The 26,430-nt window shown below is 63.4% G+C and carries 26 protein-coding genes; 11 read left to right on the top strand and 15 right to left on the bottom strand.

The genetic code is table 11. The features are described from left to right. Position 1: 1 nt before the first annotated feature. The 3 genes from GQ651_RS06190 to GQ651_RS06200 are packed head-to-tail and all read right to left on the bottom strand — an operon-like array spanning position 2 to position 2,854. The gene (locus GQ651_RS06190; RefSeq protein ID WP_160763310.1) at positions 2–1,186 is read right to left on the bottom strand and encodes a CaiB/BaiF CoA transferase family protein; all 1,185 of its coding nucleotides are present in this window, start codon (positions 1,184–1,186) and stop codon (positions 2–4) included. After that, complete coding sequence (locus tag GQ651_RS06195; protein ID WP_160763311.1) at positions 1,183–2,322, bottom strand: type 2 periplasmic-binding domain-containing protein; 1,140 nt, start codon at positions 2,320–2,322, stop codon at positions 1,183–1,185. Before GQ651_RS06195 ends, GQ651_RS06190 begins: the two co-directional genes overlap by 4 nt. Next, positions 2,315–2,854: a MaoC family dehydratase gene (locus GQ651_RS06200; protein WP_160763312.1), complete on the bottom strand. Its 540-nt coding sequence runs from the start codon at positions 2,852–2,854 to the stop codon at positions 2,315–2,317. The genes GQ651_RS06195 and GQ651_RS06200 overlap by 8 nt, the downstream gene beginning before the upstream one ends. Positions 2,855–2,982: 128 nt before the next feature. On the opposite strand from GQ651_RS06200, the gene GQ651_RS06205 reads away from it, so the two are divergent. Further along, complete coding sequence (locus GQ651_RS06205) at positions 2,983–3,435, top strand: MaoC family dehydratase (protein WP_227257972.1); 453 nt, start codon at positions 2,983–2,985, stop codon at positions 3,433–3,435. After that, positions 3,432–4,496, top strand: coding sequence for a Gfo/Idh/MocA family protein (locus GQ651_RS06210; RefSeq protein WP_160763314.1), 1,065 nt, complete (start codon positions 3,432–3,434; stop codon positions 4,494–4,496). The genes GQ651_RS06205 and GQ651_RS06210 overlap by 4 nt, the downstream gene beginning before the upstream one ends. On the opposite strand, the gene GQ651_RS06215 is transcribed toward GQ651_RS06210, so the two are convergent. The 9 genes from GQ651_RS06215 to GQ651_RS06255 form a co-directional block, all read right to left on the bottom strand. Further along, positions 4,493–5,269: an IclR family transcriptional regulator gene (locus tag GQ651_RS06215; RefSeq protein ID WP_160763315.1), complete on the bottom strand. Its 777-nt coding sequence runs from the start codon at positions 5,267–5,269 to the stop codon at positions 4,493–4,495. The genes GQ651_RS06210 and GQ651_RS06215 overlap by 4 nt on opposite strands. A 121-nt stretch (positions 5,270–5,390) precedes the next feature. Beyond that, complete coding sequence (locus GQ651_RS06220; protein ID WP_160763316.1) at positions 5,391–6,083, bottom strand: RES family NAD+ phosphorylase; 693 nt, start codon at positions 6,081–6,083, stop codon at positions 5,391–5,393. Further along, entirely contained in the window at positions 6,080–6,469 is a 390-nt protein-coding gene (locus GQ651_RS06225; protein ID WP_160763317.1) for an antitoxin Xre-like helix-turn-helix domain-containing protein, read from the bottom strand. Before GQ651_RS06225 ends, GQ651_RS06220 begins: the two co-directional genes overlap by 4 nt. A 70-nt stretch (positions 6,470–6,539) precedes the next feature. After that, complete coding sequence (locus GQ651_RS06230) at positions 6,540–7,532, bottom strand: ABC transporter ATP-binding protein (RefSeq protein WP_160763318.1); 993 nt, start codon at positions 7,530–7,532, stop codon at positions 6,540–6,542. After that, entirely contained in the window at positions 7,529–8,560 is a 1,032-nt protein-coding gene (locus GQ651_RS06235) for a Gfo/Idh/MocA family protein (protein ID WP_160763319.1), read from the bottom strand. Before GQ651_RS06235 ends, GQ651_RS06230 begins: the two co-directional genes overlap by 4 nt. Beyond that, entirely contained in the window at positions 8,557–9,396 is an 840-nt protein-coding gene (locus GQ651_RS06240) for a carbohydrate ABC transporter permease (protein WP_160763320.1), read from the bottom strand. The genes GQ651_RS06235 and GQ651_RS06240 overlap by 4 nt, the downstream gene beginning before the upstream one ends. Positions 9,397–9,408: 12 nt before the next feature. Beyond that, on the bottom strand, positions 9,409–10,323 hold the full coding sequence (locus GQ651_RS06245) for a carbohydrate ABC transporter permease (protein WP_160763321.1): 915 nt from the start codon (positions 10,321–10,323) through the stop codon (positions 9,409–9,411). A 69-nt stretch (positions 10,324–10,392) separates the two neighbouring features. Further along, on the bottom strand, positions 10,393–11,646 hold the full coding sequence (locus tag GQ651_RS06250; RefSeq protein ID WP_160763322.1) for an ABC transporter substrate-binding protein: 1,254 nt from the start codon (positions 11,644–11,646) through the stop codon (positions 10,393–10,395). Further along, positions 11,643–12,560 (bottom strand): N-acetylmuramic acid 6-phosphate etherase, encoded by a 918-nt coding sequence (locus GQ651_RS06255; RefSeq protein WP_160763323.1) that lies wholly within the window; start codon positions 12,558–12,560, stop codon positions 11,643–11,645. Before GQ651_RS06255 ends, GQ651_RS06250 begins: the two co-directional genes overlap by 4 nt. Positions 12,561–12,719: 159 nt before the next feature. Between GQ651_RS06255 and GQ651_RS06260 the strand changes: the two genes are divergently transcribed. The 4 genes from GQ651_RS06260 to nagA are packed head-to-tail and all read left to right on the top strand — an operon-like array spanning position 12,720 to position 16,527. Then, positions 12,720–13,607 carry a BadF/BadG/BcrA/BcrD ATPase family protein gene (locus GQ651_RS06260; RefSeq protein ID WP_160763324.1) on the top strand — a complete coding sequence of 296 codons (888 nt, stop codon included), beginning with the start codon at positions 12,720–12,722 and terminating at the stop codon, positions 13,605–13,607. Continuing rightward, the gene (locus tag GQ651_RS06265; protein WP_160763325.1) at positions 13,594–14,343 is read left to right on the top strand and encodes a GntR family transcriptional regulator; all 750 of its coding nucleotides are present in this window, start codon (positions 13,594–13,596) and stop codon (positions 14,341–14,343) included. Before GQ651_RS06260 ends, GQ651_RS06265 begins: the two co-directional genes overlap by 14 nt. A 19-nt stretch (positions 14,344–14,362) precedes the next feature. After that, positions 14,363–15,391, top strand: a complete 1,029-nt coding sequence (locus GQ651_RS06270) for an SIS domain-containing protein (RefSeq protein WP_160763326.1) — start codon at positions 14,363–14,365, stop codon at positions 15,389–15,391. Next, a complete protein-coding gene (gene nagA / locus GQ651_RS06275; protein WP_160763327.1) occupies positions 15,388–16,527 on the top strand; it encodes an N-acetylglucosamine-6-phosphate deacetylase in 1,140 nt (379 codons plus the stop codon). The genes GQ651_RS06270 and nagA overlap by 4 nt, the downstream gene beginning before the upstream one ends. A 4-nt stretch (positions 16,528–16,531) precedes the next feature. Here the strand turns inward: nagA and GQ651_RS06280 are convergent, their stop codons facing one another. Beyond that, on the bottom strand, positions 16,532–17,092 hold the full coding sequence (locus GQ651_RS06280) for a type 2 periplasmic-binding domain-containing protein (RefSeq protein ID WP_160763328.1): 561 nt from the start codon (positions 17,090–17,092) through the stop codon (positions 16,532–16,534). On the opposite strand from GQ651_RS06280, the gene GQ651_RS06285 reads away from it, so the two are divergent. The 5 genes from GQ651_RS06285 to GQ651_RS06305 all read left to right on the top strand — a co-directional run bounded on the left by GQ651_RS06285 (position 17,061) and on the right by GQ651_RS06305 (position 24,758). Then, positions 17,061–17,855 carry a fumarylacetoacetate hydrolase family protein gene (locus GQ651_RS06285; protein ID WP_160763329.1) on the top strand — a complete coding sequence of 265 codons (795 nt, stop codon included), beginning with the start codon at positions 17,061–17,063 and terminating at the stop codon, positions 17,853–17,855. The two genes, GQ651_RS06280 and GQ651_RS06285, sit on opposite strands and share 32 nt — an antisense overlap. Positions 17,856–18,013: 158 nt before the next feature. Then, positions 18,014–21,583: a PAS domain-containing protein gene (locus GQ651_RS06290; RefSeq protein ID WP_160763330.1), complete on the top strand. Its 3,570-nt coding sequence runs from the start codon at positions 18,014–18,016 to the stop codon at positions 21,581–21,583. A 91-nt stretch (positions 21,584–21,674) separates the two neighbouring features. Further along, on the top strand, positions 21,675–22,580 hold the full coding sequence (locus GQ651_RS06295; protein WP_227257974.1) for an MBL fold metallo-hydrolase: 906 nt from the start codon (positions 21,675–21,677) through the stop codon (positions 22,578–22,580). Next, positions 22,577–23,530 carry an MBL fold metallo-hydrolase gene (locus GQ651_RS06300; RefSeq protein ID WP_160763331.1) on the top strand — a complete coding sequence of 318 codons (954 nt, stop codon included), beginning with the start codon at positions 22,577–22,579 and terminating at the stop codon, positions 23,528–23,530. The genes GQ651_RS06295 and GQ651_RS06300 overlap by 4 nt, the downstream gene beginning before the upstream one ends. A 178-nt stretch (positions 23,531–23,708) precedes the next feature. Continuing rightward, on the top strand, positions 23,709–24,758 hold the full coding sequence (locus tag GQ651_RS06305; protein ID WP_160763332.1) for a YeeE/YedE family protein: 1,050 nt from the start codon (positions 23,709–23,711) through the stop codon (positions 24,756–24,758). A gap of 7 nt (positions 24,759–24,765) precedes the next feature. Here GQ651_RS06305 and hemA read toward each other — a convergent pair whose 3' ends face one another. Both hemA and GQ651_RS06315 read right to left on the bottom strand, forming a co-directional pair. Then, entirely contained in the window at positions 24,766–25,983 is a 1,218-nt protein-coding gene (gene hemA, locus GQ651_RS06310) for a 5-aminolevulinate synthase (RefSeq protein WP_160763333.1), read from the bottom strand. A gap of 8 nt (positions 25,984–25,991) precedes the next feature. Beyond that, a complete protein-coding gene (locus tag GQ651_RS06315; RefSeq protein ID WP_160763334.1) occupies positions 25,992–26,423 on the bottom strand; it encodes a DUF302 domain-containing protein in 432 nt (143 codons plus the stop codon). Positions 26,424–26,430: the final 7 nt, after the last annotated feature.

A 26,430-nucleotide genomic window follows, 5' to 3' on the forward strand; every position in this document is an offset into this window, starting at 1 on the left:
GTCATTGAGCCGCCGCCGGCGGCCGTTTGGGGCCAAGCACCCGGTCGGTGTCCTGGCCAAGTTCCGGGGCGGCACGCTCGGATTTGAGCGTGGCACCATTGATCCGGATCGGGGCGCGCAGCATGTCCAGCCGCACGGTGCCGTTTCTGAGAATCGTCTGTTCGGGGTCGAGCCGCCGGTAAGAATCGCTGGCGCGCAGTTCGGGCCAACTCAGCACTTCCGAGCACCAGATGTCAGCCGGCTGAAGCCTGGCGAGCCAGTCCGAGGTGCTTCGCGTTTCGATCTGCCGGGCAAGGACCGATTTGATCTCGTCGCGCTTCGTCATCATCGCGGCCGCATCGTCGTAGTACGCGTCCAGCCCGTCGACCTCCAGAAGCTCGGCCAGCACCTTGAGCGACGGCGTCATCGCCAGGGCGAGCCATCCGTCGGCGGTCTTGTAGACGCCATAGGGCGCACCAAGATAGGCATGCGCCCCGTTCACCGCGCTTCGCTCGGGCAGACGGTTGCCGTCGTTCAGATGGGTCGACAGAACCTCGAACTGAAAGTCGATCATCGCTTCAAGAAGGCTCGTCTGGACCAGCGCGCCCCGCCCGTGAATGCCCCTGCCTGCCAGCGCGGCGACAATGCCCAACGCAAGCGCATTGCCCGCCAGCATATCCGCCACGGCCAGCCCCATCGGGGTCGGATCGTCTTCGGCGCTGCCCGTCAGCCACAAGAGACCTGAACGCGCCTGCGCCAGAAGGTCCTGACCGGGAAGGTCCTTCCACTCGCCTTCTTCTCCATATCCCGAGATCGAGCCGTAGATGATGCGGGGATTGATCTCGCGTACCGCCTCGTAACCGAAGCCCTGCCGCTCGATCACGCCTGGCCGGAAGTTCTGGATCATCACATCCGCGTCGGCCAGCAGACGCCGGAGCGCCGCGCGGTCGCCTTCGTCCCGCAGATCGGCGGTCACGCTTTCCTTGTTGCGGTTGATCGCGTGGAAGAGCGAATTGTCACCGTCTATATCCGTATCCGACAGGTAGAGGTGCCGGCAGAGGTCGCCCACGCCCGGCCGTTCGACCTTGATCACCCGCGCCCCCAGATCGGCGAGCTTCAGCGCGCAGAGCGGGCCGGACAGGAACTGGCTGAAGTCCACCACGGTCAACCCGTCAAGCGGGCGCTCGGATTGGGGAAGCACCCTCATGCGCGGCTCTCCCGATAGGCGGCGTCGAGACGGTCGAGCGTCTCGGCAGGTGCGGCCTCGCCCCTGAGGCAGGCGTGCAGGATATCCCCGCCCCGGTCCTGAAAGCCCATGTAGCCGTCGTAGCGCGGTCGAAGCCAAGCGGTCTCGAGCGTCTTGCGGGTGTTGACAAAGAAGTCGCGGCAGGCCGCGTTGCATCGCGGGTCTTCCCAAGCGGCAGCATGGCCCGGCTGGCCGCCCGCATCGAAGAACAGACCCGACTGGCACTCGGCCCCCGCGATCCAGAAGGCATAGTCCACCGCAACATCCCGATGCTGGCACTGGCTGGAAACGGCGATTCCAGTGCCGCCCAGCACGGTTCCTTGCGGGCCGTTCTGCCCGCTACCCGGCGCATCCGCGAAGACCAGCGGAAAGCGGCAATAACCTTCCCGGCTGTAGTTCGTGTAGCCATAGCCGAACGGGCTATATGCGGGCGCGTCGAGGGTGCGGCCCATCCATTCGTAGACCCCGATCGGGTCGAGCGTCAGGCAGCGCGGGTCGAGTTTCGACGACAGGCTGAGCAGGAGATCGAGCACCTCCTCGGCCTCATCCCGCGCCATCAGCCGATCCGGCGTCTCGGCCACGGCCATTCCCTGGTTCCGGGCCAGCCCGAAGAAGGTCATGAGCGTGTTGATCGGAATGAGCGCGCAGGCCACCTGCCCCTTCGCCGCCAACTCGAGCACGCTGTCGAAGCTCTCGGGAGCCGCGTCCATCAGATCGGGGCGGTAGCAGGCCACGGGCGTCGCGGCGTCGATCGCCAGCGCCCATTGGTGCCCGTCGAACTCGTAGGACGGATGCGACAGCCCCACCGAGCCTGCCGCGAGCGCCGCCATCTCCGCCTCTCGCCCGACCGTATCGAGCGCCAGCAGATGCCCGCTATCCGCCACTTCTCCCACATGGGGATGGTCGATCACCATCAGGTCATAATCCGAAGCCATTTCACCGATGGGCCTGTCCGCGAACGCCTGAAGCGACCGCTTTTCCCAGACGATCTCGACGCCGGGATGCATCTCAGCATAGCGCGCCGAGGTGGCCAGCATGGGATCGAGACCACGACTGTGGTTCCAGGTCATGCCGCGCAGGACGATCCGCTCAGGCACCCTCGGCCCCCTCCGCATTCGCCGGATCGCGGTAGAGAGCGGTCATCAGATGCTCGCAGTACAGCACCAGTTCCCCCTCGCCCTTGTAGACCGAGTAGCTGACCCGCACCTTGCCCATCTTCTCATTCTTGGGCTCTTTCGAAAGGTTCTCGCGGATCGTGTAGATCGTGTCACCGATGAAAACCGGCTTGATGAAGCGCAGCCGGTCATAGCCGTAAGAAAACGAGTTCAAGCAATTCGTCGCCGCCAGGCCAAGCCCGTAAGAAAAGACCATGGCGCCCGCGACAAGGCGCTTGCCAAAGACACCCTCTTCCTGCGCGAAGGCTTCATCGCTGACGTAGGGATGATGGTCCATGACGAGGCTGTTGAAGAGCATGGCCTCGCCCTCGGAGATCGTCCGCCGGATCGAGCGGATTTTGTCCCCTACCTCAAAATCTTCGAAATACCAGTTCTCTGCGTTCCAGACGGGAATCTCGCCATGTTCCTCGGGCAGGCCGGGAAGACCCCGCGCATGTACGCCGATTTCCGCCATGTGTTCCCCCCGTGCTCCCCGCTGCGGGTTGCCCCCGCTTCCAACATCAGGGGTACATTGCATCTTTTCATATGTCAAAACTTTTTGTACATATGGAAACAACCAATGCGACGCGAGGGAGGAAGCGCTTGGAAAAAGAACAGTTTTTCGAGGACTACGAGACCGGCACCGTTCGCCGCACATTCGGCCGAACGATCACAGAGACGGATTTCGTCGTTCATGCCGGGCATACCGGCGATTTCTTCCCCCATCACATGGATGCCGAGTGGTGTGCCACCCAGCCCTTCGGTCAGCGCATCGCCCACGGCACGATGACCTTCGCGATCGGGGTCGGCCTGACGGCGACCCAGATCAACCCGCGCGCTTTCACCTACGGCTACGAGCGGCTGCGCTTTCCGAACCCCGTCCATATCGGGGACACGATCCACACAGAGATCACGATTGGCGAGACCGCGCTTGACCCCAAGCGCAAGGGCTATGGCAAGGTGGTCGAGATCACCGAGACGAAGAAGCAGGACGGCAAGACGGTTATGTATTGCGAGCACATCCTGCTGGTCGAGACGAAGGAGGACCACGCATGATAGAGGACCTGCCCCAAAGCTGGCCCGCCCCGTCCAGCCCGAAACCCATCGTCATCATCGGTGCCGGCGGTATCGTGCGGGACGCCCACCTGCCCGCCTATGCCAAGGCAGGCCTGATCGTGGGCGGCGTCACGGATGTCGACGCCGACCGCACGGCGGCTCTGAAGGCGGATTACGACATTCCGGAAAGCTGGCCCTCGGTCGCCGAGGCCGCCGCCGCCTGCGGCGCGGATGTGGTCTATGACATCGCCGTACCGCCACACGCGATAACCAATATCCTTCCCGACCTGCCCGACGGCGCGGCGGTCCTGATCCAGAAGCCCATGGGCAGCGACCTGGCCGAGGCACGCAAGGTGCGGCAACTCTGCCGGGACAAGGGCCTGAAGGCGGCGGTCAACTTCCAGCTCCGATTCTCGCCCATGATGATGGCAGCGCGGCAGGCCATCGAGACGGGTCTGATCGGCGACCTCCTGGAGATCGAAGTCCATCTCAACATCTTTACGCCCTGGACCCTGTTCCCCTTCCTGATCCCGATGGATCGGGTGGAGATCGCCGTCCACTCGATCCACTACCTCGACACCATCCGGGCGCTTGCCGGCAATCCCAAGGGCGTTTTCGCCCGCTCGATGGGTGACCCGCGGGCGGCGGATTTCAAGCAGACCCGCACCAGCGTTATTCTGGATTACGGGGATCGGCTGCGCGGGCTCATGTCGATCAACCACAACCACCAGTGCGGGCGCAAATTCCAGTCGGCATGGTTCCGGATCGAGGGCACCGAGGGCACCATGATGGTCAAGCTTGGCGTCTGCTTCGACTACCCCAACGGCGAGGCGGACGAGCTCTGGTACTGCCGGAACGGCGGCGAATGGGAACAGGTGCCGCTCGAAGGCTCGTGGTTCATCGAAAGTTTCATGGGCACGATGCGGAACGTCCAGCGCTTCGACGCTGGCGAGGACGACCGGCTCTTCGCGGGCGTCGAGGACGCATTTCAGACCATGGCGCTGGTCGAAGCCTGTTTCGATGCGATGAAGACGCCGTCGGTTCCTCTCGATCTGGACTAGCCGTCCTCACCGCCGTTCCAGCCGAGGCTGCGGCTGATATTCGCCGCGGCCTCGATGACCGCCACCTTGCACGCCTCGAAGCCGATCTGATCGTTGACCCGTTCGATATGAGGAACTGTCAGTGCGGCAATCGCCTCACCCGAATGGTCGATCACCGGCGCGGCGATATTGACGACGCCCCGGATCACGAAACTGTCCCGGATCTCCGAACCCGACGCCCGGATTCCGGCCAGTTCCTCGCGGATTTGCGCCTTGGTCATGCCCTTGGGCAGCGGCTCTTCCGCGAGCAGCCGCTCGACCGTTTCCTCATCCCGGAACGCAATGATCACACGGCCGGACGAGGCCTGCCAGGTGTCGATCCGCGCCCCCAGACGTACGGACATGATGTTGTTGCCGGGCGCATCGATCTGGCCGACGACCAGAACGCCGCCGTCGCCCAGAATGGCCAGATGCGCTGATTGGTTGATTTTGCGCGTTAGCTCCCGCATCAGCGGCTCGGCCACGGCGGTCAGGCGACCGATGGTCGGAATGCGGTGCGCGATCTCGAAAATGAAGGTCGTCAGCGCATAGCGATCCGAAAGCGGGTCCTGGGCCACATAGCCCCGCGCCTGCAGCACCATCAGCATCCGGAAGATCTCGCCCACGGACCGCCCGAGAGCACGGGCGATTTCCGACTGGTTCAGGCCAACCTCCTGCCTGGACAGAAGCTCAATGATATCAAGCCCCTTTTCCAGCGCGGGCGCGGTGTAGCTTGGCGATTTGGTCTTGGGCATCGCTGGCCGGTTCCTTCGTGTCGTCTCGGTGGGTCAGGTGCCGGACGCTCCGCCCCTCGTCTGTTGATAAGCCAAGCCGCTGGCCCGGTCCATTCCACAGATTTCGCGGAGGCAGATGCTGTCAGTGCACCCCCCTCACCTCGAATTCCGGAGCCCCGTTCCAGACCAGCGCCCAGCTTGCGCCAGGCCGGACGTTCTGAATGATGCCCGGATCGAAGGCGACGAAGCAGCGCCCGCCCGCGCGGCGGACAGAGGGATAGATCAGCCCGCGGTGCCCCTCGCCCCGAAGTTCGGCGGCAAGGCGCTGCCCCGCCGGATAGCCGCGTGCCGGGTCGGAATGGAGAGCGGGATGCGCCGCGCCATGAAGGTCCGGGAAATCCCCGATGAAATCCGCCAGAAGTTCGACATAGCGCGCTTCGTCCTCGTAACGGCCGACGAAGCCCAGCTCACGCGTCCGGTGAAAGCCGACCTCCTCGGCGCTGGTCAGAACATCCCACGCGGCGTACCAAGCGCCCCGCTCGCCCCCGTTGAAGCGATTGCCGGAAGGGCGCGTATAGGTGAAGGCCGCGTTGATATGGCTTTGACCGTAGAGCCTCAGATCATGGGACCGCCGCGCAAAGGCCAGTTCGCGCCGGTCGAGGGCCGGCGTGCCCTCTTTCTCGGCAATCAGGCGCGCGCTCGTCTCGCCCTCGATCTCGGCCAGGATCGCGGCCTCTTCATCCGTATCCACAAGACCGCGCAGCACCGGCGGCTTGTGGTGGGTTTCCGAGATCAGCCGGACGAGGCCCCTGTCATTGATAGAGGTGATCCTCACACGCCGCCCCGAAGCGCGTCGACATAGCCGCGCACCCGCAGGATCTTCGGCAATCCACCCGCGACCATCGCATCCACCGGACGCGCCCCGTCGAATTCCGGGCCGAGATTCGGCAGCTTGACCCAGTCCCGCGAGAGCGGCGCGTTGAAGTAGAGTTCCAGCGATTTGTAGAGCCCGATCAGCGCCGAAAGGCGCAGCATCTGGTCCCGCGTCAGATCCCCCGCATAACCGGGTTTTTTCGCGCGCTTCCAGGTGGAGGCCGACATATCCGCAAGCGTCGCAGCCTCGGCCAGCGTCAGTGACCAGTCATCAGCAATGCGCGCAAAAGCCTTTAGCGCAACGGCCTGAGCGTCGGGTGCGGGACGGCCGAGAACGGCACTTTCCATATTGCTCTCCTCTTCAGGAGAACCATTTAGGTCCATATGATCTATTTTTCAAGTCCATATGGACCGAATATCAAAGTCGTGCCCCGGCGCTGTCGAAGTGATAGGCGGCCTCGGGCTTGAAGCCGAAACGCAACTCCTGCCCCGGCTCGATCGCATGCTGACCGAAGAGCCGCGCGGTGATCTGTTGATCGCGCACCTCTCCGACGACATTGGTATCCCCGCCCAGCTTCTCGACATGGCTTACACGGACCGCAAGCGGCCCATCGCCTGCGATGAACAGGTCCTCGGGCCGCACGCCCAGGGTGCGGCTGTCCCCTTCATGGACAATGCCCGCCGGCAGGAAGTTCATCGAAGGCGAACCAAGGAACCCGGCCACGAACTGATTGGCAGGGTTGTTGTACAACTCCATGGGGCTGCCGATCTGTTCGACCCGGCCATCGCGCAGAACGACTATCTTGTCGGCCAGCGTCATCGCCTCGGTCTGGTCGTGGGTGACATAGACCATCGTCGCGCCCAATTGCCGGTGAAGAGCGGCAATCTCAAGCCGTGTGTTCATACGAAGCGCCGCGTCGAGGTTGGAAAGCGGCTCGTCGAACAGGAACAGCTTCGGCTCGCGCACGATGGCGCGCCCGATTGCGACCCGCTGGCGCTGACCGCCCGACAATTCGGACGGGAACCGGTCCAGATAGGCCTCGAGGTTCAGCATTTTCGACGCCTTCTGGACGCGCTCCTCGATCACCGCCTTGGACTGCCCCTCCTGCTTCAGCGCCAGCGTCATGTTTCCGCGCACGTTCAGATGCGGGTAAAGCGCGTAGGACTGGAAGACCATCGCGATGCCGCGCTTCGATGGCGGGGTCATGTTGACCACCTCACCACCAATTCGCACCTCGCCGGATGTCGCGTCTTCGAGACCCGCGATGACCCTGAGAAGCGTGGACTTGCCGCAGCCCGACGGGCCGACGAAGACAACGAATTCGCCCTCTTCGACCTCCATGTTGATGTCCTTTAGGACATGGACCTCGCCAAAGGATTTGTTCACGTCTTTCAATGTCAGTGCAGTCATCTTGCGGTCTCCTCAAGCGAAACGGGCTGGCCGGTGCGGATGCTTTCATCCGCGGCCAGACAAATGGCGAGCGACTGGACGGCGTCGCTCATGTGGCGGGTGAGGTCGGTATCCTCGGCGATGGCACGCAGAACGAACGCCTGCTCGGCGTCGCAAAGCTGCTGGTGGCCGGGCTCGTCCGGCATCTCGACGGTGCGGTCGCCATCCGGAGTGTGTACGAGGATGCCGCCGACTTTGGTATGTCCGTCGATATCCGCCGAAGCGCCCTTGTTGCCTTCGGTAATGGACACGGCTCCGTTCGGGCTGACGATATCCTTCACGAAGAAAGCGGTTTCCGACATCATCGGGCCCCACCCCGCCTCGTACCAGCCGACCGAGCCATCCGCGAAGATCACCTGAAACTGGCCGTAGTTGTACATGTCGGGCGCGATCTCATCCGACAGGCGCAGGCCCATGCCGTGCACACGCACCGGCAGCGCATCGGTGATCTGGCACATGACATCCACGTAATGCACCCCGCAATCGACGATGGGGCTGGTGGTCTGCATCAGCGCCTTGTGGGTTTCCCATTCCTCGCCCGACGATTGCTGGTTGAGGTTCAGCCGGAAGACATAAGGTCCGCCAAGGGTGCGGGCTTCCTCGATCAGGGTCATCCAGGACGGATGGTGGCGCAGGATGTACCCCACAACCAGCTTGCGGTTCGTGCGCTTCGCCGTCTCGACGACGCGCTTCGCGTCCGCGACGGTCGTCGCAAGCGGCTTTTCGACGAAGACATGGGCACCAGCCTCCATCGCGGCGCAAGCATAATCGGCATGACTGTCGGAATAGGTCGCGATCACAACGAGATCGGGTGCAGTCTTCATCCCCTCTTCGAAAGTCGTGAAGCGGGGATAGCTCTGCAGCGCGTCCGGCAGGTCAACGGGCGAGCGGTTGACGAGGCCGACGATCTCGGCATCCGGGTGCGCGTGGTGCGCCAGAGCGTGGGACAGGCCCATATTGCCGAGGCCGGCGATCAGAACGCGAGTCATTTGACGGCTCCCGATGTGATGCCGCGGATCAGTTGCCGCGAGAAGATGACATAGAGGACCAGCACCGGCAGGATCGCCATCGACAGCGCCGACAGCACCGCGTTCCAGTCGGTCACGAACTGGCCGATGAAGACTTGTGAACCAAGCGTCAGCGTTTTGGTTTCTTCGGCGGGCGCAAGGATCAGAGGGAACCAGAGGTCGTTCCAGATCGGGATCATGTTGAAGACCGCAACCGTCGCCATTGCGGGGCGCACCAGAGGCAGGACCAGCCGGAAGAAGATCGTGTATTCAGACAGCCCATCGATCCGGCCCGCATTCTTCAGGTCGTCCGACACCTGCCGCATGAACTCCGACAGGATGAACACGGCGAGCGGCAACCCTTGCGCCGTGTAGACGAGGATCAGCGCCCAGAGCGTGTTCACCAGCCCCGTCGCCACCATCATCTCGAGGATCGCGACAGTGCCGATCCGGATCGGGATCATGATGCCAAGCGCAAGGTAGAGCCCCATCAACAAGTTGCCCTTGAAGCGGTATTCGCTCAGCGCGTAGGCCGCCATGGCCCCGAAAAGCAGGATGAAGAACAGCGAGGCGACCGTGACGATCATCGAGTTCTGGAAGTAAAGGAAGAAATCCCCCTGCTTCATCACCGTCTGGTAGCCGATCAGCGAGAAACTCTCCGCATCCGGCAGCGCCAGCGGTTCGCGGAAGATCGAGCGGCGCTCCTTGAAGCTGTTGATGATGATGACAAAGACCGGGAAAAGCGCGATCAGCGTGTAGAGTATCAGCGCACCGTGCATCAGCGCAGAATTGAGCGGGTTTGAGCGTGCCTTGTTCATGGGTCCGTTCCCTCAGAGTTGATAGCGGCGCATCCGGGTCTGGATGCCGAAGAGATAGATGCAGACACCCACGAGGATGATCGCGAACATGGCGCCTGCGATGGCCGAGCCCATATGCGGGTCGCCAAGCTGAAGCTGGAAACCGAAAAAGGTGCGATACATGAAGGTGCCGAGGATATCGGTCGAGAAGTCGGGCCCCGCCAGTGCGCCTTGGGCGGCATAGATCAGGTCGAAGGCATTGAAGTTGCCGACGAATGTCAGGATCGAGATGATCCCGATCGAAGGCAGGATCAGCGGCAGCTTGATCTTCCAGAACGCGGCCCAGCCGGTGATCCCGTCGACTTCGCCCGCCTCGAGGATCTCCTCGGGTACGGTCAGAAGCGCGGCGTAGATGAGCATCATCGGGATGCCGACGAACTGCCAGACAGAGACAAGCGCGAGCGTCGTCAGCGCGTATTCCTCACGGCCGAGCCACGGCGCGTAGAGCGATTTCAGCCCGACCCAGTCCAGCATCTCGGGCGCGATGCCCCAGATCGGTGACAGGATCAGCTTCCACGCGAAGCCCACGATCACGAAGGACAGGATCGTCGGAATGAAGATGGCCGAGCGGTAGAGCGCAGCGAAACGCAGGCGGGGATGGCTGAGAAGGGCCGCCAGCGCGATCCCAATCGGGTTCTGCACCAGCATATGGATGAGAAAGAACCAGAAGTTGTTGCCAAGCGCGTTCCAGAATTGCTCCGACCAGATCGGGTCGAAGAACAGCGTCTGAAAGTTCTGCAGGCCGACGAAGACCCGTTCCTGATCCACGCGGCTGTAAAGAGCGAGCCGCAAGGTGTTGAAAAGCGGGAAAATCATCACGGCGGTATAGACAATCACCGCTGGCGCAAGGAACACCAGGATGTGCCAGCGAATGCGGGCGCGTTTCATGGCTCTCTCCGGGAAAAAGGGGCTCCGGGCGGGCGACTGCGCCCGGAGCGATGTGCAGCGAAGCGGGGCTTACTGCTGCGGTGCGTACCAGCTTGCCAGACCGTCCTGCAGCTTCTGGCCAAGTTCTTCCGGCGACGAGGTACCCTTGATCGCGGCGACGGATGCGCCCCAGGTCTCGTTTTCGAGGTTCGGCGTGCCGCGCGACAGGATTTGGTAGGTCGAGCGGATCGTGCTTTCGCACTCGCCGCGCCAGCTGACGAATTCCGCCGCAAGCGGGTCTTCGATGTCGACCGGCGCCGAGGATAGCGGGAAGAAGCCCGGAAGCGCGTTGGCGAAGATCTCGGCGAATTCCGGGCTTGCGACCCAGGCGAGGAAGGTGCGCGCGGCCTCAGGATTATCGGTCGCGGCGTTCATGCCGATGCCGATATCGGTGTGGTCCGAAATGTAGCAGGTGTCGCCCGCGTTCTGGACCGGCGGCTTGAAGGCACCCATTTCGAAATCGGCCAGCGCGTTGAAGCCCGAGACCTCCCACGAGCCCGCTGGATAGATCGCCGCACGGCCGAGGGTGAAGATGTTCTGGCTGTCGGGATAGGTCTGCGCCTCGTAACCGTCGCCCAGATAGTCGTTCCAGCGTGCAAGCGTCTCGTAGGGCGCGGTCCATTGCGGATCGGTCAGCTTCTGATCGCCTGCGATCAGCGCCAGACGGCCCTCCTCGCCCTTCCAGTAGTTCGGGCCGATGTTGTTGTAGCCCATCGTGGCCGCTTCCCACTGGTCGTTGGTGCCCATCGCCATCGGGATGTAGCTGCCGTCGGCCTTGATCGCGTCGAGGACGGCGAAGAACTCGGCTTCGGTCTCCGGCACTTCGAGGCCAAGCTCGGCGAATGCGTCCTTGTTGTAGATGAAGCCGTGGATCACGGAGGCCATCGGCACGCAGAAGGTGGCCGAGCCATCATCGGTCTGCCAGGCCGATTTCGCGACGTCCGAGAAGTTGCCCATCGCGTCAAGATCGCTGAGGTCGCTCAGGTGGCCGTTCTGGTACAGCGCGAGCGATGCGTCGAAGGGGCGGCAGGTGATCAGGTCGCCCGCCGAACCGGCGTCCAGCTTGGAGTTCAGGACGGCGTTGTATTCGGCCGGCGCAGACGGGGTGAATTCCACCTTGATGCCGGGATGCTCCGCCTCGAAGGCGGGAATGATCTGATCCTGCCAAAGCGTCAGGTCATCGTTGCGCCAGCTTTCGATGGTCAGCGTGACGTCCTGCGCCTGCGCTCCCGTGGCGACGAGCGCCGTGGTGAGAAGCGCCAGCTTCAGTGTATTCCGGGTCATAAAATATCTCCCTCTTGGTTTTCGGTTTGTTTTACCCGCGCCAGAGCAGCGCGAAGATGTCCTTCGGTTTGGCGAAGAATGTCGTTGGCCTCGGCAGGAGTGACACCCGCCCTGGCAATCAGAATGGCGGGCTTGACCGCGCCACCGGCGGCGGCAATCGCACCCTGCGCGGCCTCGGTATCGACCCCGGCGATCCGCGCGACGATGCCCTCGGCACGGGCGCGGAGCTTGGCGTTGTCGGCGTGAAGATTGACCATCATCCCGTCATGGACATGGCCCAGCTCGACCGCCATCAGCGTCGACAGCATGTTGAGCGCGATCTTCTGCGCGGTCCCGGCCCCCATGCGGGTCGATCCGGACAAAAGCTCGGGCGGTGTGGCGAGGCAGACGGGATGGTCGGCGGCCGAGAGCAGCGGCGCGCCAGGATTGTTCGCAATTCCGATCACCGTCGCACCCGCCTTTCGCGCAAGCGAGACAGCGGCCAGCGTATAGGGTGTCGTGCCACTGGCTGAAACGGCGATCACGGTGTCCGACGGCCCGAGATTGGCGAGAGCCTCGCCCAGCCCCTCGGTTTCGTCCTCGGTGCCGCCGGGCATTTCGACACCGGTCGGCAATCCGCCTGCCATATGGATGCGAAGTTGTTCGGCGGGGATCGAAAACGTGCCGCCAAGCTCCTGTGCGTCGGCAGCGGCCATCAGGCCCGACGAGCCGGCGGCGACGTAATGAAGAACCCCGCGCCCGCGGATGGTTTCCGCCATGGAACGCGCAGCAGCGGCGATCTGTTCGGCGGCATCCAGTGCGGCCCTCGCGGCGGACACCTGCCCTTCGGCCAGAAGCGTTGCGATCTCGGCCAGAGGACGCGCATCAAGACCGATGGCCTCGCTGTGCAGTGCTTCTGTTCGACGATCTGTCACGCGATTCCCCCGATTGATCTCCCTTAAGATACCTATTTAATACCTTTTGTCTACAGAAATCTCAGAGCGCCTATTTTCGCAAGATTATCCAAACCATTTCTTCGGTTTGGTCTTAAATAATGCTTCCATCCGCGCAATAGGTATTGTAATGGTATCTTCATGACGAATGCAGATGATATCATGGCCCTGGCCATCGACGGCGGCGGCACGCGCTGCCGCGTCGCGTTGTCCGGCCCGCGCGGGCGGGAACTCGTGGAAACGGGCTCGGCCAATGTCTCGACCGATTTCGAGGGCGCACTGGTCCAGATCGAGACAGGCCTGACGCAACTCGCGCAGCAGTCGGCCATGACATACGAGGCGCTTGCCGCCCTGCCCGCCTTCGTTGGTCTTGCAGGCGTCACCGGCCCTGCCATCGCGGACCGGCTCGCCGCACGCCTTCCTTTCGCGACGATCACGGTCGAGGACGACCGGCCCGCCGCGCTCCGGGGCGCTCTCGGCGCGCGGGATGGCGTGCTGGCCCATTGCGGCACCGGCTCGTTCTACGCGTCACAGATCGGTGGGCGCGTCCGCCTGGCGGGCGGCTGGGGCTCGGTCCTCGGGGACGAAGCGTCTGCGGCATGGATTGGGCGCATAGCGCTCGGACGCACACTCGAATGCGCAGATGGAAGACGCCCTGCGTCGCCGCTCTCCGACCACTTCCTGTCCTCGCTCGACGGGACGGCGGGCATTGTCCGCTTCGCCGGAACGGCACGACCATCGGATTTCGGCGCTCTCGCGAGAGAGGTGACCGACCACGCGGAACGGGGCGACCCGCTGGCCAAAGGCATCATGCAGGCAGGCGCAGACGAAATCGCCCGCGCATTACCGCTCATGGGTTGGGAGCCGGGCCGCGCGATCTGCCTCACCGGGGGGATCGGCCCGCTTTTCGCGCCTTACCTTTCCGATGACATGCAATCCGACCTCACCACGCCCGAGGGACAGCCGCTCGACGGCGCCCTCGCGCTTGCGCGCGATCTCGCAAGGGAGACCGGCCATGACGGCAACTGAATTCCTCCGACCCGAGAACTGGCTGGGCGACAGCGGCGGTCCCCGCTACGTGCAACTGCGGCGACGGCTTGAACAGGGGATCGAAACCGGCGTCCTGCCGCCCAACTCGTCCCTCCCGCCCGAGCGCGAACTGGCCGACATCACCGATCTCTCACGCGTCACCGTCCGCAAGGCCATTCAGGAACTGGTCCGCGAAGGACTGATCGAGCAGCGTCAGGGCTCGGGTTCGTTCATCCGCGAACGGGTTACCCGCATGGAGCAGTCGCTCTCCGAGCTGACCTCGTTCACCGAAGATATGGCCCGGCGCGGGATGGAGACCACGTCGCAATGGCTCGAGCGCGGTCTCTTCAGGGCGACGCCCGACGAGGTCGAGGCGCTGGACCTTGCGCCCGACGGTCAGGTGGCACGCGTCTATCGCCTGCGACAGGCCGGTGGCCGCCCGATGGCTCTGGAACGCGCGGCACTGCCCACCGACATCCTGCCCAATCCGCTCGAAGTGACGACGTCTCTTTACGAGGTATTGGGTCGTCTCGGGCACCGACCCGTGCGCGCCGTCCAGAAAATCTCTGCCGTGAACCTGAGCGCGCGGGACGCCGAGCTTCTGGGGGTCGCGGAAGGCGATGCCGGACTCAGCATCGCGCGCATCTCCTATCTTGCCAGCGGACGGGTCGCGGAGCTGACCCGGTCGCTTTATCGCGGCGACGCCTATGATTTCGTCGCCGAACTGCGCCTCTGACACCGAAAGGCACACCAATATGACAACCGAACCGACCCGGATGCGCCGGGAGATCGACGAAATACCGGCCGCTGTCGACCGGCTTCTGAGCAGGGGCGCGACGGCGATCACCGCGGCCGCCGAAAAGGCGCGCGCCGTCGATCCGGCCTACCTCATTTCCGTCGCGCGCGGCTCGTCCGACCACGCCTGCAGTTTCCTGAAATACGCAAGCGAGCTGGTTCTCCGCCGTCCCATGGCATCGATCGGACCGTCGGTGCGGTCGATCTATGGCGTGGACCTTATGGCCAAAGGGGCGCTCGGCATCGCCGTATCGCAATCAGGGCAAAGCCCGGACATCGTCGCGATGACCGAAAGCCTGTCCAGAAGCGGCGCGATGACCGTCGCGATCACCAATGACGAGACCTCGCGCCTCGCGAACACAGCCGACGTGACCCTGCCGATCCATGCCGGGCCGGAGCTGAGCGTCGCGGCCACCAAGACCTTCGTGACGTCGCTGGTCGCGGGGCTCTGGCTGATCGCCGAGATTGCAGGGGACGACGACCTTCTCGCGGCCATCCGCACCCTGCCCGGCCATCTCGACAAGGCGACGGGGTGCGACTGGTCTCCTGCCGCCGACGCCATTGACGGGCGGTCTCTCTTCACGCTGGGGCGCGGGCCGTCCTGGGCCGTCTCGAACGAGGCCGCCCTGAAGTTCAAGGAAACCTGCCTGATCCACGCCGAAAGCTATTCTTCGGCCGAGGTTCTGCATGGCCCGGTCTCGATCGTGGGCGACGGCTTTCCCGTGATCGCCTTCGCCGCCGCTGACGCAGCCGAGGGCAGCATCGCTGACACCGCGGACGCCCTTGCGGAAAAAGGGGCGCGGGTCTTTGCACTGACCGACAAGGTGCGACAGGCGACCCGACTGCCCCATATCCGCACCGGCCATCCGCTGACCGATCCCGTCGCGTCCATCGTGTCCTTCTACGGGATGGTCGAGGCCGTCGCGGTCCGGCGCGGGATCAACCCCGACGCCCCCCGCCACCTCAACAAAGTGACCGAAACGGTATGACCCGAGGCGTGACGATCTACCGGAACGGGCGCCTCTTTGACGGCGAGCGGTTTCGTGACGGGCATGTGCTGCGCGTGGAAAACGGCCACGTGACCGAGATCAGGCCTGACGCCGATGTCGGACGCGGCGATCGGACCATCGACCTTGGCGGCGATATTGTCAGTCCCGGCTTCGTCGATCTTCAGGTGAATGGCGGCGGCGGGATCATGTTCAACGATGCTCCCACCGTCGAAACGCTTGAGCGCATCGCCCGCGCCCATCGTAGGCTTGGCGTCGCCGCGCTTCTGCCGACACTCATTACCGACACGACCGAGACCACGCGTGCCGCCATCGCTGCGGCGACCGAGGCCGCGCGCATAGGCATACCGGGCATCGTGGGCCTGCACCTGGAAGGGCCGCATCTCTCGATTGCACGGAAGGGCGCCCATGATCCCGCGCTCATCCGCAGGATGGACGAGACAGACCTCGCACGACTTATCGAGGCAGCAGATGCCCTGCCTGTCCTCAAAGTCACGCTTGCGCCAGAAAGCGTCACGCCCGAACAGGTGGCGGCGCTGAGCGACGCGGGCGTGCTGGTCTCGCTCGGTCACAGCGATGCCGATTTCGACACTTGCCGCCGGTATATCGATGCCGGCGCAACCTGCGTGACACACCTTTTCAACGCCATGAGCCAGCTCGGCAATCGTGCGCCCGGCCTCGTCGGCGCCGCGCTGACGAGCGGTCGTGCCCATGCCGGGCTGATCGCGGATGCGGTCCATGTCCATCCCGAAACGATCCGGGCCGCCTGGGCAGCCAAGCGCGGTCCGGGAGAGATTTTCCTGGTCAGCGATGCCATGGCCGTCGCGGGAACCGACGAGACCGGCTTCACGCTGAACGGGCGCACCATCCGGCGGAAGGACGGCATTCTGACGCTTGCGGACGGAACGCTCGCAGGGGCGGATCTGGACCTCGTCACCGCGGTACGCGTGATGGTCGAAAAGGTCGGCATAGCGCCGGAAGCCGCGTTGCGTGCCGCGACGACCGTGCCCGCCCGCCTGATCGGATTGACCCATCCCGGCATCCCCGCACCCGGCGCGGCCCTGTCCGGGATGATCCGGATTTCGGCCGACCTCACGCACGTCTCGACCCTCGGCTGATCCTTCAGGCCGCCGCAGCCCCGCGGGTGCGGGCTGCCCGAAAGGCCTCCTCGATCTCGTCCACGACGCGCGACATTGCGCGGTGCTGCTGCGCAAGGTCGTCACGCAGAAGACGTCCCGCCTCGTTCTGAAGCGCGATATAGCCGGGCCAGCGGGGCCTGATGCAGGCGCCGGTCTGCACGGCGCGGCAATCGTCGAAGAAACTGCCGTTGCGCGTAGCCGCCGCATCTGGTTCCCAGACGCTCCGATGCGCAGGTTGCCCGCCCCACTCCGCCATGCGCAGCTGAGCGCCCTTGCCGACGAAATGCAGCGCTGCCGAAACCGCTTCGGGGATGTGATCGGAGAGCGCGGAGACGGCAAGTCCGGTGCCGCCAAGGACCGCCCGCACCTGGCCCGGGCCGTTACTGCCCGGCATGTCGCCATAGCGCAGGATGTGACGGCCAGCAGCAGGCGGTTGCGCGTAGGTGTTAAACGAGAAGACCGAGGGGCAATAGGCGACACGGTCGGTCGTCGCCATCGCCTCCAGAAGCCCGATGGACGACCATTCGAACGCCTCCTCGGGCACGAGAGCCGCCCACGAGCGCAGAAGCTCAAGCGCTCGGATCGCCTCATCGAGCGGCAAAAGCCTGTCGCCCCTGCCGGAGATGTCGCTGCCAAGGCTCACGCCGAGAATAGGCCCCTGCGTTGGTCATGTCGGCAAGTTCATCTGCGTCGGGCTCAACTTCAGCGACCACGCCGCCGAGTCCGGGATGGACGTCCCGACCGAACCCATTCTCTTCGCGAAGGCGACCTCGGCCATCTGCGGCCCCGACGATGACATCATTATTCCGCGCGGCTCGGAGAAGACCGACTGGGAGGTGGAACTGGGCGTGGTGATCGGCCGCGAAGCGCGCGATGTGGCGGAAGACACGGCGATGGAGCATGTGGCGGGCTACTGCGTGATCAACGACGTCTCCGAACGCGCCTTTCAACTTGAACATGGCGGCCAGTGGATCAAGGGCAAAAGCGCCGACACATTCGGCCCCATCGGCCCATGGCTCGTCACACGCGACGAGGTGCCGGACCCTCAGAACCTTGCCATGTGGCTCGAAGTCGACGGACACCGCTATCAGGACGGCTCGACCCGGACGATGATTTTCGGTGTCGCGCATCTGGTCGCCTATATCTCGCGCTTCATGAGCCTTCAGCCGGGCGACATCATCTCGACCGGCACGCCACCGGGCGTGGGGCTTGGCCAGTCCCCCCAAGTGTTCCTGAAGCCCGGCCAGACGGTCCGTCTGGGCATCGAAGGCCTCGGCCATCAGACGCAGCGCACCCGCGCGGCGTAGGCTGACAAGGTCCGAACGCCGGCCGACCGGATCGGCCGGCACCGAAAACCGATCTCCGCTTAATCCGCGGTAAATGGTTGGTAGGTATGAGCCAGCCAGCCAATGATCATTCGCGGGTTGTAAGCATGGAGCACGGCCAAGAGAGACGGCGCAGAACCTTGCAGGACACCAAGGCAGCAGGGTCGTCTCAGCCACTCTCTTTTCAGGACTCTGCCGATGTCCTGATGGTCTGCGCGCAAAGCGCCAACGTGGCCCCATGGGCGGTTGACCCGGTCACTCGCGATGCCTGGTGGAGCGACCATTTCTACGCGATGCTTGGCTACGAACGGGATGGGTTCGCGGCGCACTCCCTTGGTTTTAGGGCGCTCATCCATCCCGATGATCTCGAAACCGCTGTACGCTCAATGCTCGAGCTGAGCGAAGGCCGCATAGAACACTACCGCACGACTTTCAGACTGAGGCGCAAGGACGGGAACTGGAACTGGTACGAATCCACGGCGCGGATGACCGAGGGACCTGACGGAAAGCCGCTGATCTGCGGTGGGCTCAAAGACGTTCAATGCCTGAAAGTGGCCGAACTGGAGCGCGACGAGTCACTTGCCAGAGCCGAGGCCGCGCGCATCGCCTCGGAGGCGTCGGCAGAGGCCGCAGTGGCCGCGAAAGCCAGCGTGAAAGTCCGGGAAAACATGCTGCGCTTGGCTCTCACCAACGGGAAGCAAACCGCGTGGAGTTCCTGCCGTGAGACTGGCCAGGCCTGGATGATGGACGAAGGCTATGATCTGCTCGGGTATTCGCCGGACGAATTCACACCCAATGCGGACGGATGGCGATCCATCACTCATCCCGACGATCTCGACGCGTCGGTCGGGCGCATCAACGAGGCTATCGCCGGTCGCGCGGACTCCTTCGAAAGCACGCACCGGTTCCGTCACAAGGACGGCACCTATCACTGGTATCGCGTTGTCGGACGCATCCTGACCAGCCAAGACGGTGTGCCGACCACGCGGCTGGCAGGGACCATCGCCAACGTCGATGAACTGAAGGAAAACGAACAGCGTGCAGCACTGGCGCGCGAGCAGGCCGAGAATGCGCGCGCCCAGGCCATCGCGAACGAAGAGATGCTGCGCACATCCGCAAGCTGCGGCGGCATCGGTCCGTGGACGGTTGTTCCGGCGACCGGTGAAGCGTGGATGCTGGACGAAACCTATCGTCTGCTTGGCTATGAACCCGGCTCGTTCTCTCCGAAAGCTTCGACCTTGCGCGCTTTGATCCATCCCTACGATCTGAACGAGGCTACCTCCACAATAGACGCGATGCTTGCGGGAAGCCTCGACGTGTTCGATCGGCATCTGCGCCTTCGCCACGGTGACGGCAGCTATCACTGGTACAAGACCGTCGCCCGCCGAACCACCCCTGCCACATCGGACACGGCCACCGTAGTATCAGGCACCATCACCGGCATCGATGACCTGAAGCGGAAAGAAACCGAATTGGCGCGGGCCGTCGAAGAAGCCGAAGATCTGCGCAGGCAGGCGCAACAATCCGCTGAAATCCTGCGTGTCTCCTCCGTCAACAGTGGCGTCGTACCCTGGTTCCGCATTCCCGATCTGGATGAATTCTGGTTCAGCGAGAACATTAACCAGCTGTTGGGCTACACCGGTCCGGACCGGGTAACGCTTGAGAAGTGGGTTGCGCGAATTCACCCGGAGGACCTTCCCGATGTGATGAAACGGATCGAGGCCGTCGAGAATTTCGAGACCGAGGTCTTCCACGCCGAGTTCAGGACGCAACGCTTCGACGGCACCTGGTTCTGGTGCCGGTCCGTGGGTCAGCGCATTCGCAGGACCGCAACCGGTCAGCCGGATATGATATGCGGCAGCCAGTACAGCATCGACGAGTTGAAGCAGAACGAGATCCGCCAGATGCGCGCGGCCGAAGACCTGCAAAAGGCGAATGCCCGGCTAAGATCGGTGGCAGACAATGCCCCTGCAGGCATCTACGAGTACCGGCGCTTTGCCGACGGCAGCTTCCAATTTCCCTATTCGAGCGCCCGGTTCAACGACCTTTTCGGCATCACCGAAGACCAGATCCGCGAAGACCCCACCACGATCTTCGCACGCGTTCACCCCGACGACTTTGGCGAACTGGAAAAGTCTATCATCGAGTCCCAGGAAAAACTCATGAACTGGACGCATCGCTTTCGCGCCATTCATCCCGAACGCGGTTTGCGCTGGCTATCGGGATCGTCGTCTCCCATGGTCATGGCCGACGGCTCGATCGGCTGGACGGGCGTGCTGTCCGACGTGACAGAAGATGTCGAGCGGGAAAGTGCACTACGCGAAGCCCACGAAACGGCTGAGAAAATGCGGATCGAAAACGAACGCCTCGCGCTTCATGATCCCCTGACGAACCTTCCGAACCGCCGGTATTTCGACAAGACATTCGAGGATAGGCAACTCCGGGCAGAGGAAAGCTCTGACGGGGACTTCTGCCTCCTCCGGATTGATCTCGACAAGTTCAAATACATCAACGACACGCTTGGCCACGACACCGGAGACGCTGCATTGTGCCATGTGGCCGGCATCATCCGTGACTGCATCGGCCCCGAAGACTTTGCCGCCCGGATCGGCGGGGACGAATTCTCCGTCATTCTCGCGGCCGGCCGGACAGAAGCAGATGCCGGCGCGCTTGCGACGAAGATCAGCGGACTGCTGAGAGAGCCGGTGCAATACGGCACGCGCAAGCTTCACCTCGGCGCCAGCTTCGGGGTGGCGCACACACAAGACCTGGTCAGACATGGCCGCGACATCGAATTCTTTGCCGATACAGCGCTCTACAAGGCGAAGGAAAACGGACGCAATCGGGTACAGGTCTTTACGCCGGCGCTTCTGAAGAACGTGATCGAGGACCGCGAACTGAGTGCCGACCTGCAGGACGCGCTCGGGAGCAATGCCTTCGTTCCCTACTTTCAGCCGCAGGTCTCGGCCCGCGACGGAAGCCTCGCAGGTATCGAGACGCTGTTGCGCTGGCAGCACCCGCGCCTCGGCCTCCTTGTCCCCGGACGGTTCATCCATCTGGCCGAGCAGATGCGCATCCTCCCTCAGATCGACATGATCGCGTTCAGGACAGCGCTCGAGTTCCTTTCGGACCTCGAAATGGAAGGATTGTTCGTACCTAAGGCCAGCTTCAACATCAGCTCCGGTCGCATGCGGGACGCACGCATCGTCGAGGACGCAAGAAGACACGCCGCGATCAGCCGGACCCAGATCGTTTTCGAACTTCTCGAATCCATTCTGGTCGAAAATGAAAGCGACGAGTTCAAAGCCAACATCAGGGCCGTCAGAGACCTCGGAATTGAAATCGAAGTGGACGATTTCGGCGCGGGTCATGCGTCGATCATCTCGATCATGGAAATCGCGCCATCCGCGCTCAAGATCGACCGAAGACTGGTACAGCCGATCTCGGAACATCAGAAGCATCTCGATGTCATCAAAGGTGTCATCAAGATCGCCAAGTCCCTCGGTGTCTCGACCACCGCGGAAGGCGTCGAAACGGCGGAACAGGCTCGTCTCCTGACAGAGGCTGGCTGCCAAACGCTGCAGGGGTACCACTTCGCCCGGCCGCTTTCGCCCCACGACCTGCGCGCGCTACTCATCGCCCGGAAGAACGATCCGGACCATGGCTGGCAGGTGCCGGCGCGGGAAGCGGACACGCTGCGGATCGCCTGAGTTTCTGCTTGCACGCGCCGCGGCGCACCTTGCCAATTCAAGCTCCTTCGCACATATTCAAACCAACGAATTTGAATGACGGGAGGAGAGAATGAACAGACGCGAGTTGATGACGGGCGCGCTTGCACTCGGTGCGGCGGGACTTCCGATGCAGAGCTTCGCGCGCGTGTCGCTAGGCTCCGGCACCCTGACCACGGTCAGCGATGGTAACCTTGTTCTTCCGGCCGGTTTCCTCTTCGATACGATGCCGCAAGACGAGCTGCCCGCCCTTCGCGAACGCTTCGGCCTGACCGGTGACCAGCTCACACCCGAATGCAATCTGGCGCTTTATCAGGACGGTGAACGAACGGTGCTGTTCGACGTGGGCAGCGGCCCCGATTTCATGCCGAGCGCAGGCATCCTGACCGACAGTCTCGACGCGCTCGGCCTCGCGCCCGAGGATATCACGCATGTGCTCTTCACCCATGCACATCCCGATCACATCTGGGGCCTGCTCGACGATTTCGGTGATCCGCTTTTCACCGAGGCAAGCTACATGATGGGCCGTGCCGAATGGGATTACTGGTATGACCCGAACACGGTCGACACGATCAGAGAGGATCGGGCCGCATTCGCCGTCGGCGCACGCCGCCGCATGGAGCTGATCGAGGACGCGGTCGAATTCTTTGATGACGGCGACGAGGTGCTTCCCGGCATCGCGGCCATCGCAACCTATGGCCACACGCCGGGGCATATGTCCTTCGAGATCCGTCAGGGAGATGACGCGGCACTCGTCGTGGGCGATGCGATCGGCAATCACCATTTGGCCTTCGCCCGGCCCGACTGGGCCAGCGGCGCAGATCAGGACACGGACGCGGCGATCACGGCCCGGCTACGGCTTCTGGACCGGCTGGCAAGCGAGCAGATGCGGATGGTCGGCTTCCATCTGCCGGACGGCGGCATGGGCCGGGTCGAGCGTGCGGACGGGGCCTATCGTTTCGTATCGGACGCGTCATGATGCGCCTGGTCGTTCCCGCCCTTCTGGCACTGACCGTCGGCGCGCCCTCTTTCGCAAGCGAGGATATTCCAGACCAATATCCGGGCTCGGCGCTGTACCAAAAACCGGTCGAGGTGATCCCACATGTGTGGTCGGCCATCGGCGCGACCGCGCCGCCCACCTACGAGAATCACGGTCACAACAACAATCTCAGCTTCATCGTGACCGGCGACGGCGTCGTTGTCGTGAATGGCGGCGCCGCGTATGAGCTGGCCAAGGCGCTTCATGACGAGATCCGGTCCATCACCGATCAGCCGGTCCGCCTTGTCATCAACGAGAACGGTCAGGGCCACGCGATGCTCGGCAACTCCTATTGGGCCGAGCAAGGCGTGCCGATCCTCGCCCATGAGGACGCAGCCGAGGAATTCGCCGATTACGGGATGCAATCGCTCCAGCAGCACCAGCGGGTGCTGCGCGAGAAGGCCGAGGGCACCACTCTGGTCGGCCCGACCGAGACCTTCGAAGACAGCTACCGGATCGAGATGGGCGATTTCCGGATCGAGGTTCTGCATCTCGGCCCGGCGCACAGCCCCGGAGATATTTCCGTCTGGCTGCCGGACCAGAGCCTCGTCATCGCGGGCGACATGGCATTCCACGAGCGCATGCTCCCTATTTTCGAGCATACGATCACAGCTGACTGGATCGACACGTGGGAAAATGCCTTTGAACCTCTCGGCGCGACCTACGTCATCCCCGGCCACGGCCATCCGACAAATATGGCGCAGGTCCGGCGGTATACCCATGACTACCTCGTCTATCTCCGCGCGCGTATCCGCGAGCATCTCGACGAAGGGGGCGACCTGACCGAAGCCTATTACGTCGACCAGTCGCCTTTCGCGCATCTGGACACCTTCGAGGAGCTGGCGACGCGCAATGCCGGGCGCGTCTACGAACAGATGGAATGGGAGTGAAAAGGAACAGCGGTTCCCCTGCGGGCCACCTGCTCGAACCGCCGTTTCTACATGCGCGCATTTCGGAACAATTGTTTCTCTTGGCGATGCATCATGGAATTTCGTCCCGACCGCTCAGCTTGACTTGAGGGCAATCGGAACGCATTTCCCGGTCGATTGACTAAGACCGGGTCGAACCATGCTGCTTGAGCTTTACGATTTCGGCGTTGAGACGCGCATCCTGCATCTCCTTGCAGGTCTGGCGCTTGGCCTTGTGTTCGGGGTCGCCGCGCAGATCTCTCGCTTCTGTCTCCGGCGTGCCGTCGCAGGCCCGCGCGCAGAGCGCGGTGAGGCCGGAGCTGTCTGGCTGACGGCCCTCGCGACGGCCATCGTCGCCTTCGGCGCGGTCTCGGCATTCGGTCTTGTCGATATCTCCGAGCACCGTTTCGCATCGGCAAACCTGCCCATCGCCGCCCTCGTTCTTGGCGGACTGGCCTTTGGCGTCGGCATGGTCCTGACGCGCGGCTGCGTGTCCCGGCTGACTGTCCTGTCGGCCACGGGCAACCTGCGCGCGGTCCTCGTTCTGGCCGCCTTCGCGGTCACGGCTCACGCCATGCTCAAGGGCGTGCTGGCTCCTGTCCGCACCTCCATCGGCGCCCTGTCCATCGACGCGCCCTTTGCAAGCCTTGCAGCGACGCCAATAGGCCTTGCGGTTCTTCTAGCTCCGGTGGCAGCACTTGCAGGTTATCTGACCTGGCAAAGCCGCGCCTCGGCCCTGCGCCTCGTGCTCGGCGGTGTCATCGGCCTTGTTGCTGTTGCGGGCTGGGCCACGACCAGCGTGCTGCTCTTCGACGAGTTCGACCCGCTGACCGTTCAGACCGCCGCGTTCACTCTGCCGTGGAGCGACACGCTGTTCTGGGTCATCGCCGCGACGGCGATCCCCGCGGGCTTTGGCGTCGGCTTCATTGGCGGCGTTCTCGGTGGCAGCTTCCTCAGCGCAGCCGCGCGGGGCGAATTGCAGCTTCAGTCCTTCGAGAGCCCGCAGCAGACGCTCAGCTACCTCGCGGGCGGCGCGCTTATGGGCTTCGGCGGCGTTCTCGCCGGCGGATGCACGGTGGGTGCGGGCCTGTCGGGCGTCGCCACGGGCAGCATCGCCGCGATCATCGCGCTTCTGTCGATCGCAATTGGCGGATGGGCGGCGTCGGCCGGCGCGCTCCGTATCGGTCGCGCCCTGCCCGCCGCAGCCTGATCCCGCGTTACTGAGCCGCCATCGGGAGGCGCGCCAACTGGCATTCTGTCCAGAGTGCCTCCAACGCGCCGATCAGCCGGTCGATATCTTCTGCCGAGTGGACAGGTGACGGCGTGATCCGCAGACGCTCGGTCCCCTTCGGCACGGTCGGATAGTTGATCGGCTGAATGTAGATGCCGTGATCCGCCAGAAGCCGATCCGAGATGAACCGGCATTTCACCGGGTCTCCGACCATCACCGGGATGATATGGCTCGGGTTCTCGATATGGGGCAGACCGATCCCGTCGAGCCGCGCTCTTACCTCGGCCACCCGGTCCTGATGGGCCTGGCGCTCAGCGATGCTTTCTTTCAGATGCCGGATCGAAGCCGCCGCCCCTGCCGCGACGGCGGGCGGAAGAGCCGTGGTGAAGATGAAGCCGCTGGCGAAAGACCGCACGAAATCGCAAAGCGCCGCCGAAGACGCGATATAGCCGCCCATGACCCCGAATGCCTTTCCGAGGGTCCCTTCGATCACGGTCAGGCGGTCCATCAGCCCTTCGCGTTCGGCAACGCCGCCGCCGCGCGGACCGTAGAGCCCAACAGCATGCACCTCGTCCAGATAGGTCATGGCACCATAGCGGTCCGCGAGATCGCAGATCTCGGCGATGGGTGCGATGTCGCCATCCATGGAATAGACGCTCTCGAAGGCGATCAGCTTGGGCTGATTGGCGGGAATCGCCTGAAGTTTCGCCTCCAAATCCTCAAGATCATTGTGTTTCCAGATGACCTTTTGCGCACGTGAATGCCGGATACCTTCAATCATCGAAGCATGATTCAGCGCATCCGACAAAACCACGAGACCCGGAATCCGCGAACAGAGCGTGCCGAGCGCCGCCCAGTTCGAGACATAGCCGGAGGTGAACAGAAGCGCCGCCTCCTTGCCGTGCAGGTCGGCCAGTTCGGCTTCCAGAAGGACATGGTCATGGGTCGTGCCCGAGATGTTGCGGGTGCCCCCCGCACCCGCGCCGGTTCGATCCAGCGCCTCGTGCATAGCGTCCAGAACCTTGGGGTGCTGGCCCATGCCCAGGTAGTCGTTCGAGCACCAGATCGTCACCTCGCCCGGCCCGTTGTGGCACGTCGCCGCCGGAAAGGCGCCATTGTGCCGCTCAAGCTCGGCAAAGTGGCGATAGTTGCCCTCGTCTTTCAGACGCGTCAGTTCCTCGGCGAAAAAGTCTTGGTAGTTCATAGTCCGTCCTAGCCTTCGGCCGCCTCTGCGATGATGGCATCCAGCATCGCCTCGACCTTGTCCATCGGCCCGTCCGGATAGTCGCGCCGTCCAATCATGACCCCGTCTTCGGTCTCGGCAACGAATATCCCGTAGGGGCAGTGGGCGATATTCATCGGATCTTCCTCCATCACCTCGCGGCTGATGACGGCCGAGCAAAAGACGAAGATGTCCGCGTTCTTGAAGAGCATAACATCGCTGCCGACATCCTCGCCGGTGCGATTGAGCATGTCACCCACGTGGCTCACATAGTCGATCACAAGCCCCTGCCCCACGATTGCCGTCTCGACCGCGAAAGTCGCGTCTTCGAAGCTACCGTTGAATGGGACCGAGACCGCCTCTTCGGCGGTGGCCATTGCGGGTACGGTCAGAGCGAGCGTCAGAAAAAGATGCTTCAGCATGGTGGTT

The organism is Kangsaoukella pontilimi, assembly GCF_009830125.1.
Lineage (GTDB): Bacteria > Pseudomonadota > Alphaproteobacteria > Rhodobacterales > Rhodobacteraceae > Kangsaoukella > Kangsaoukella pontilimi.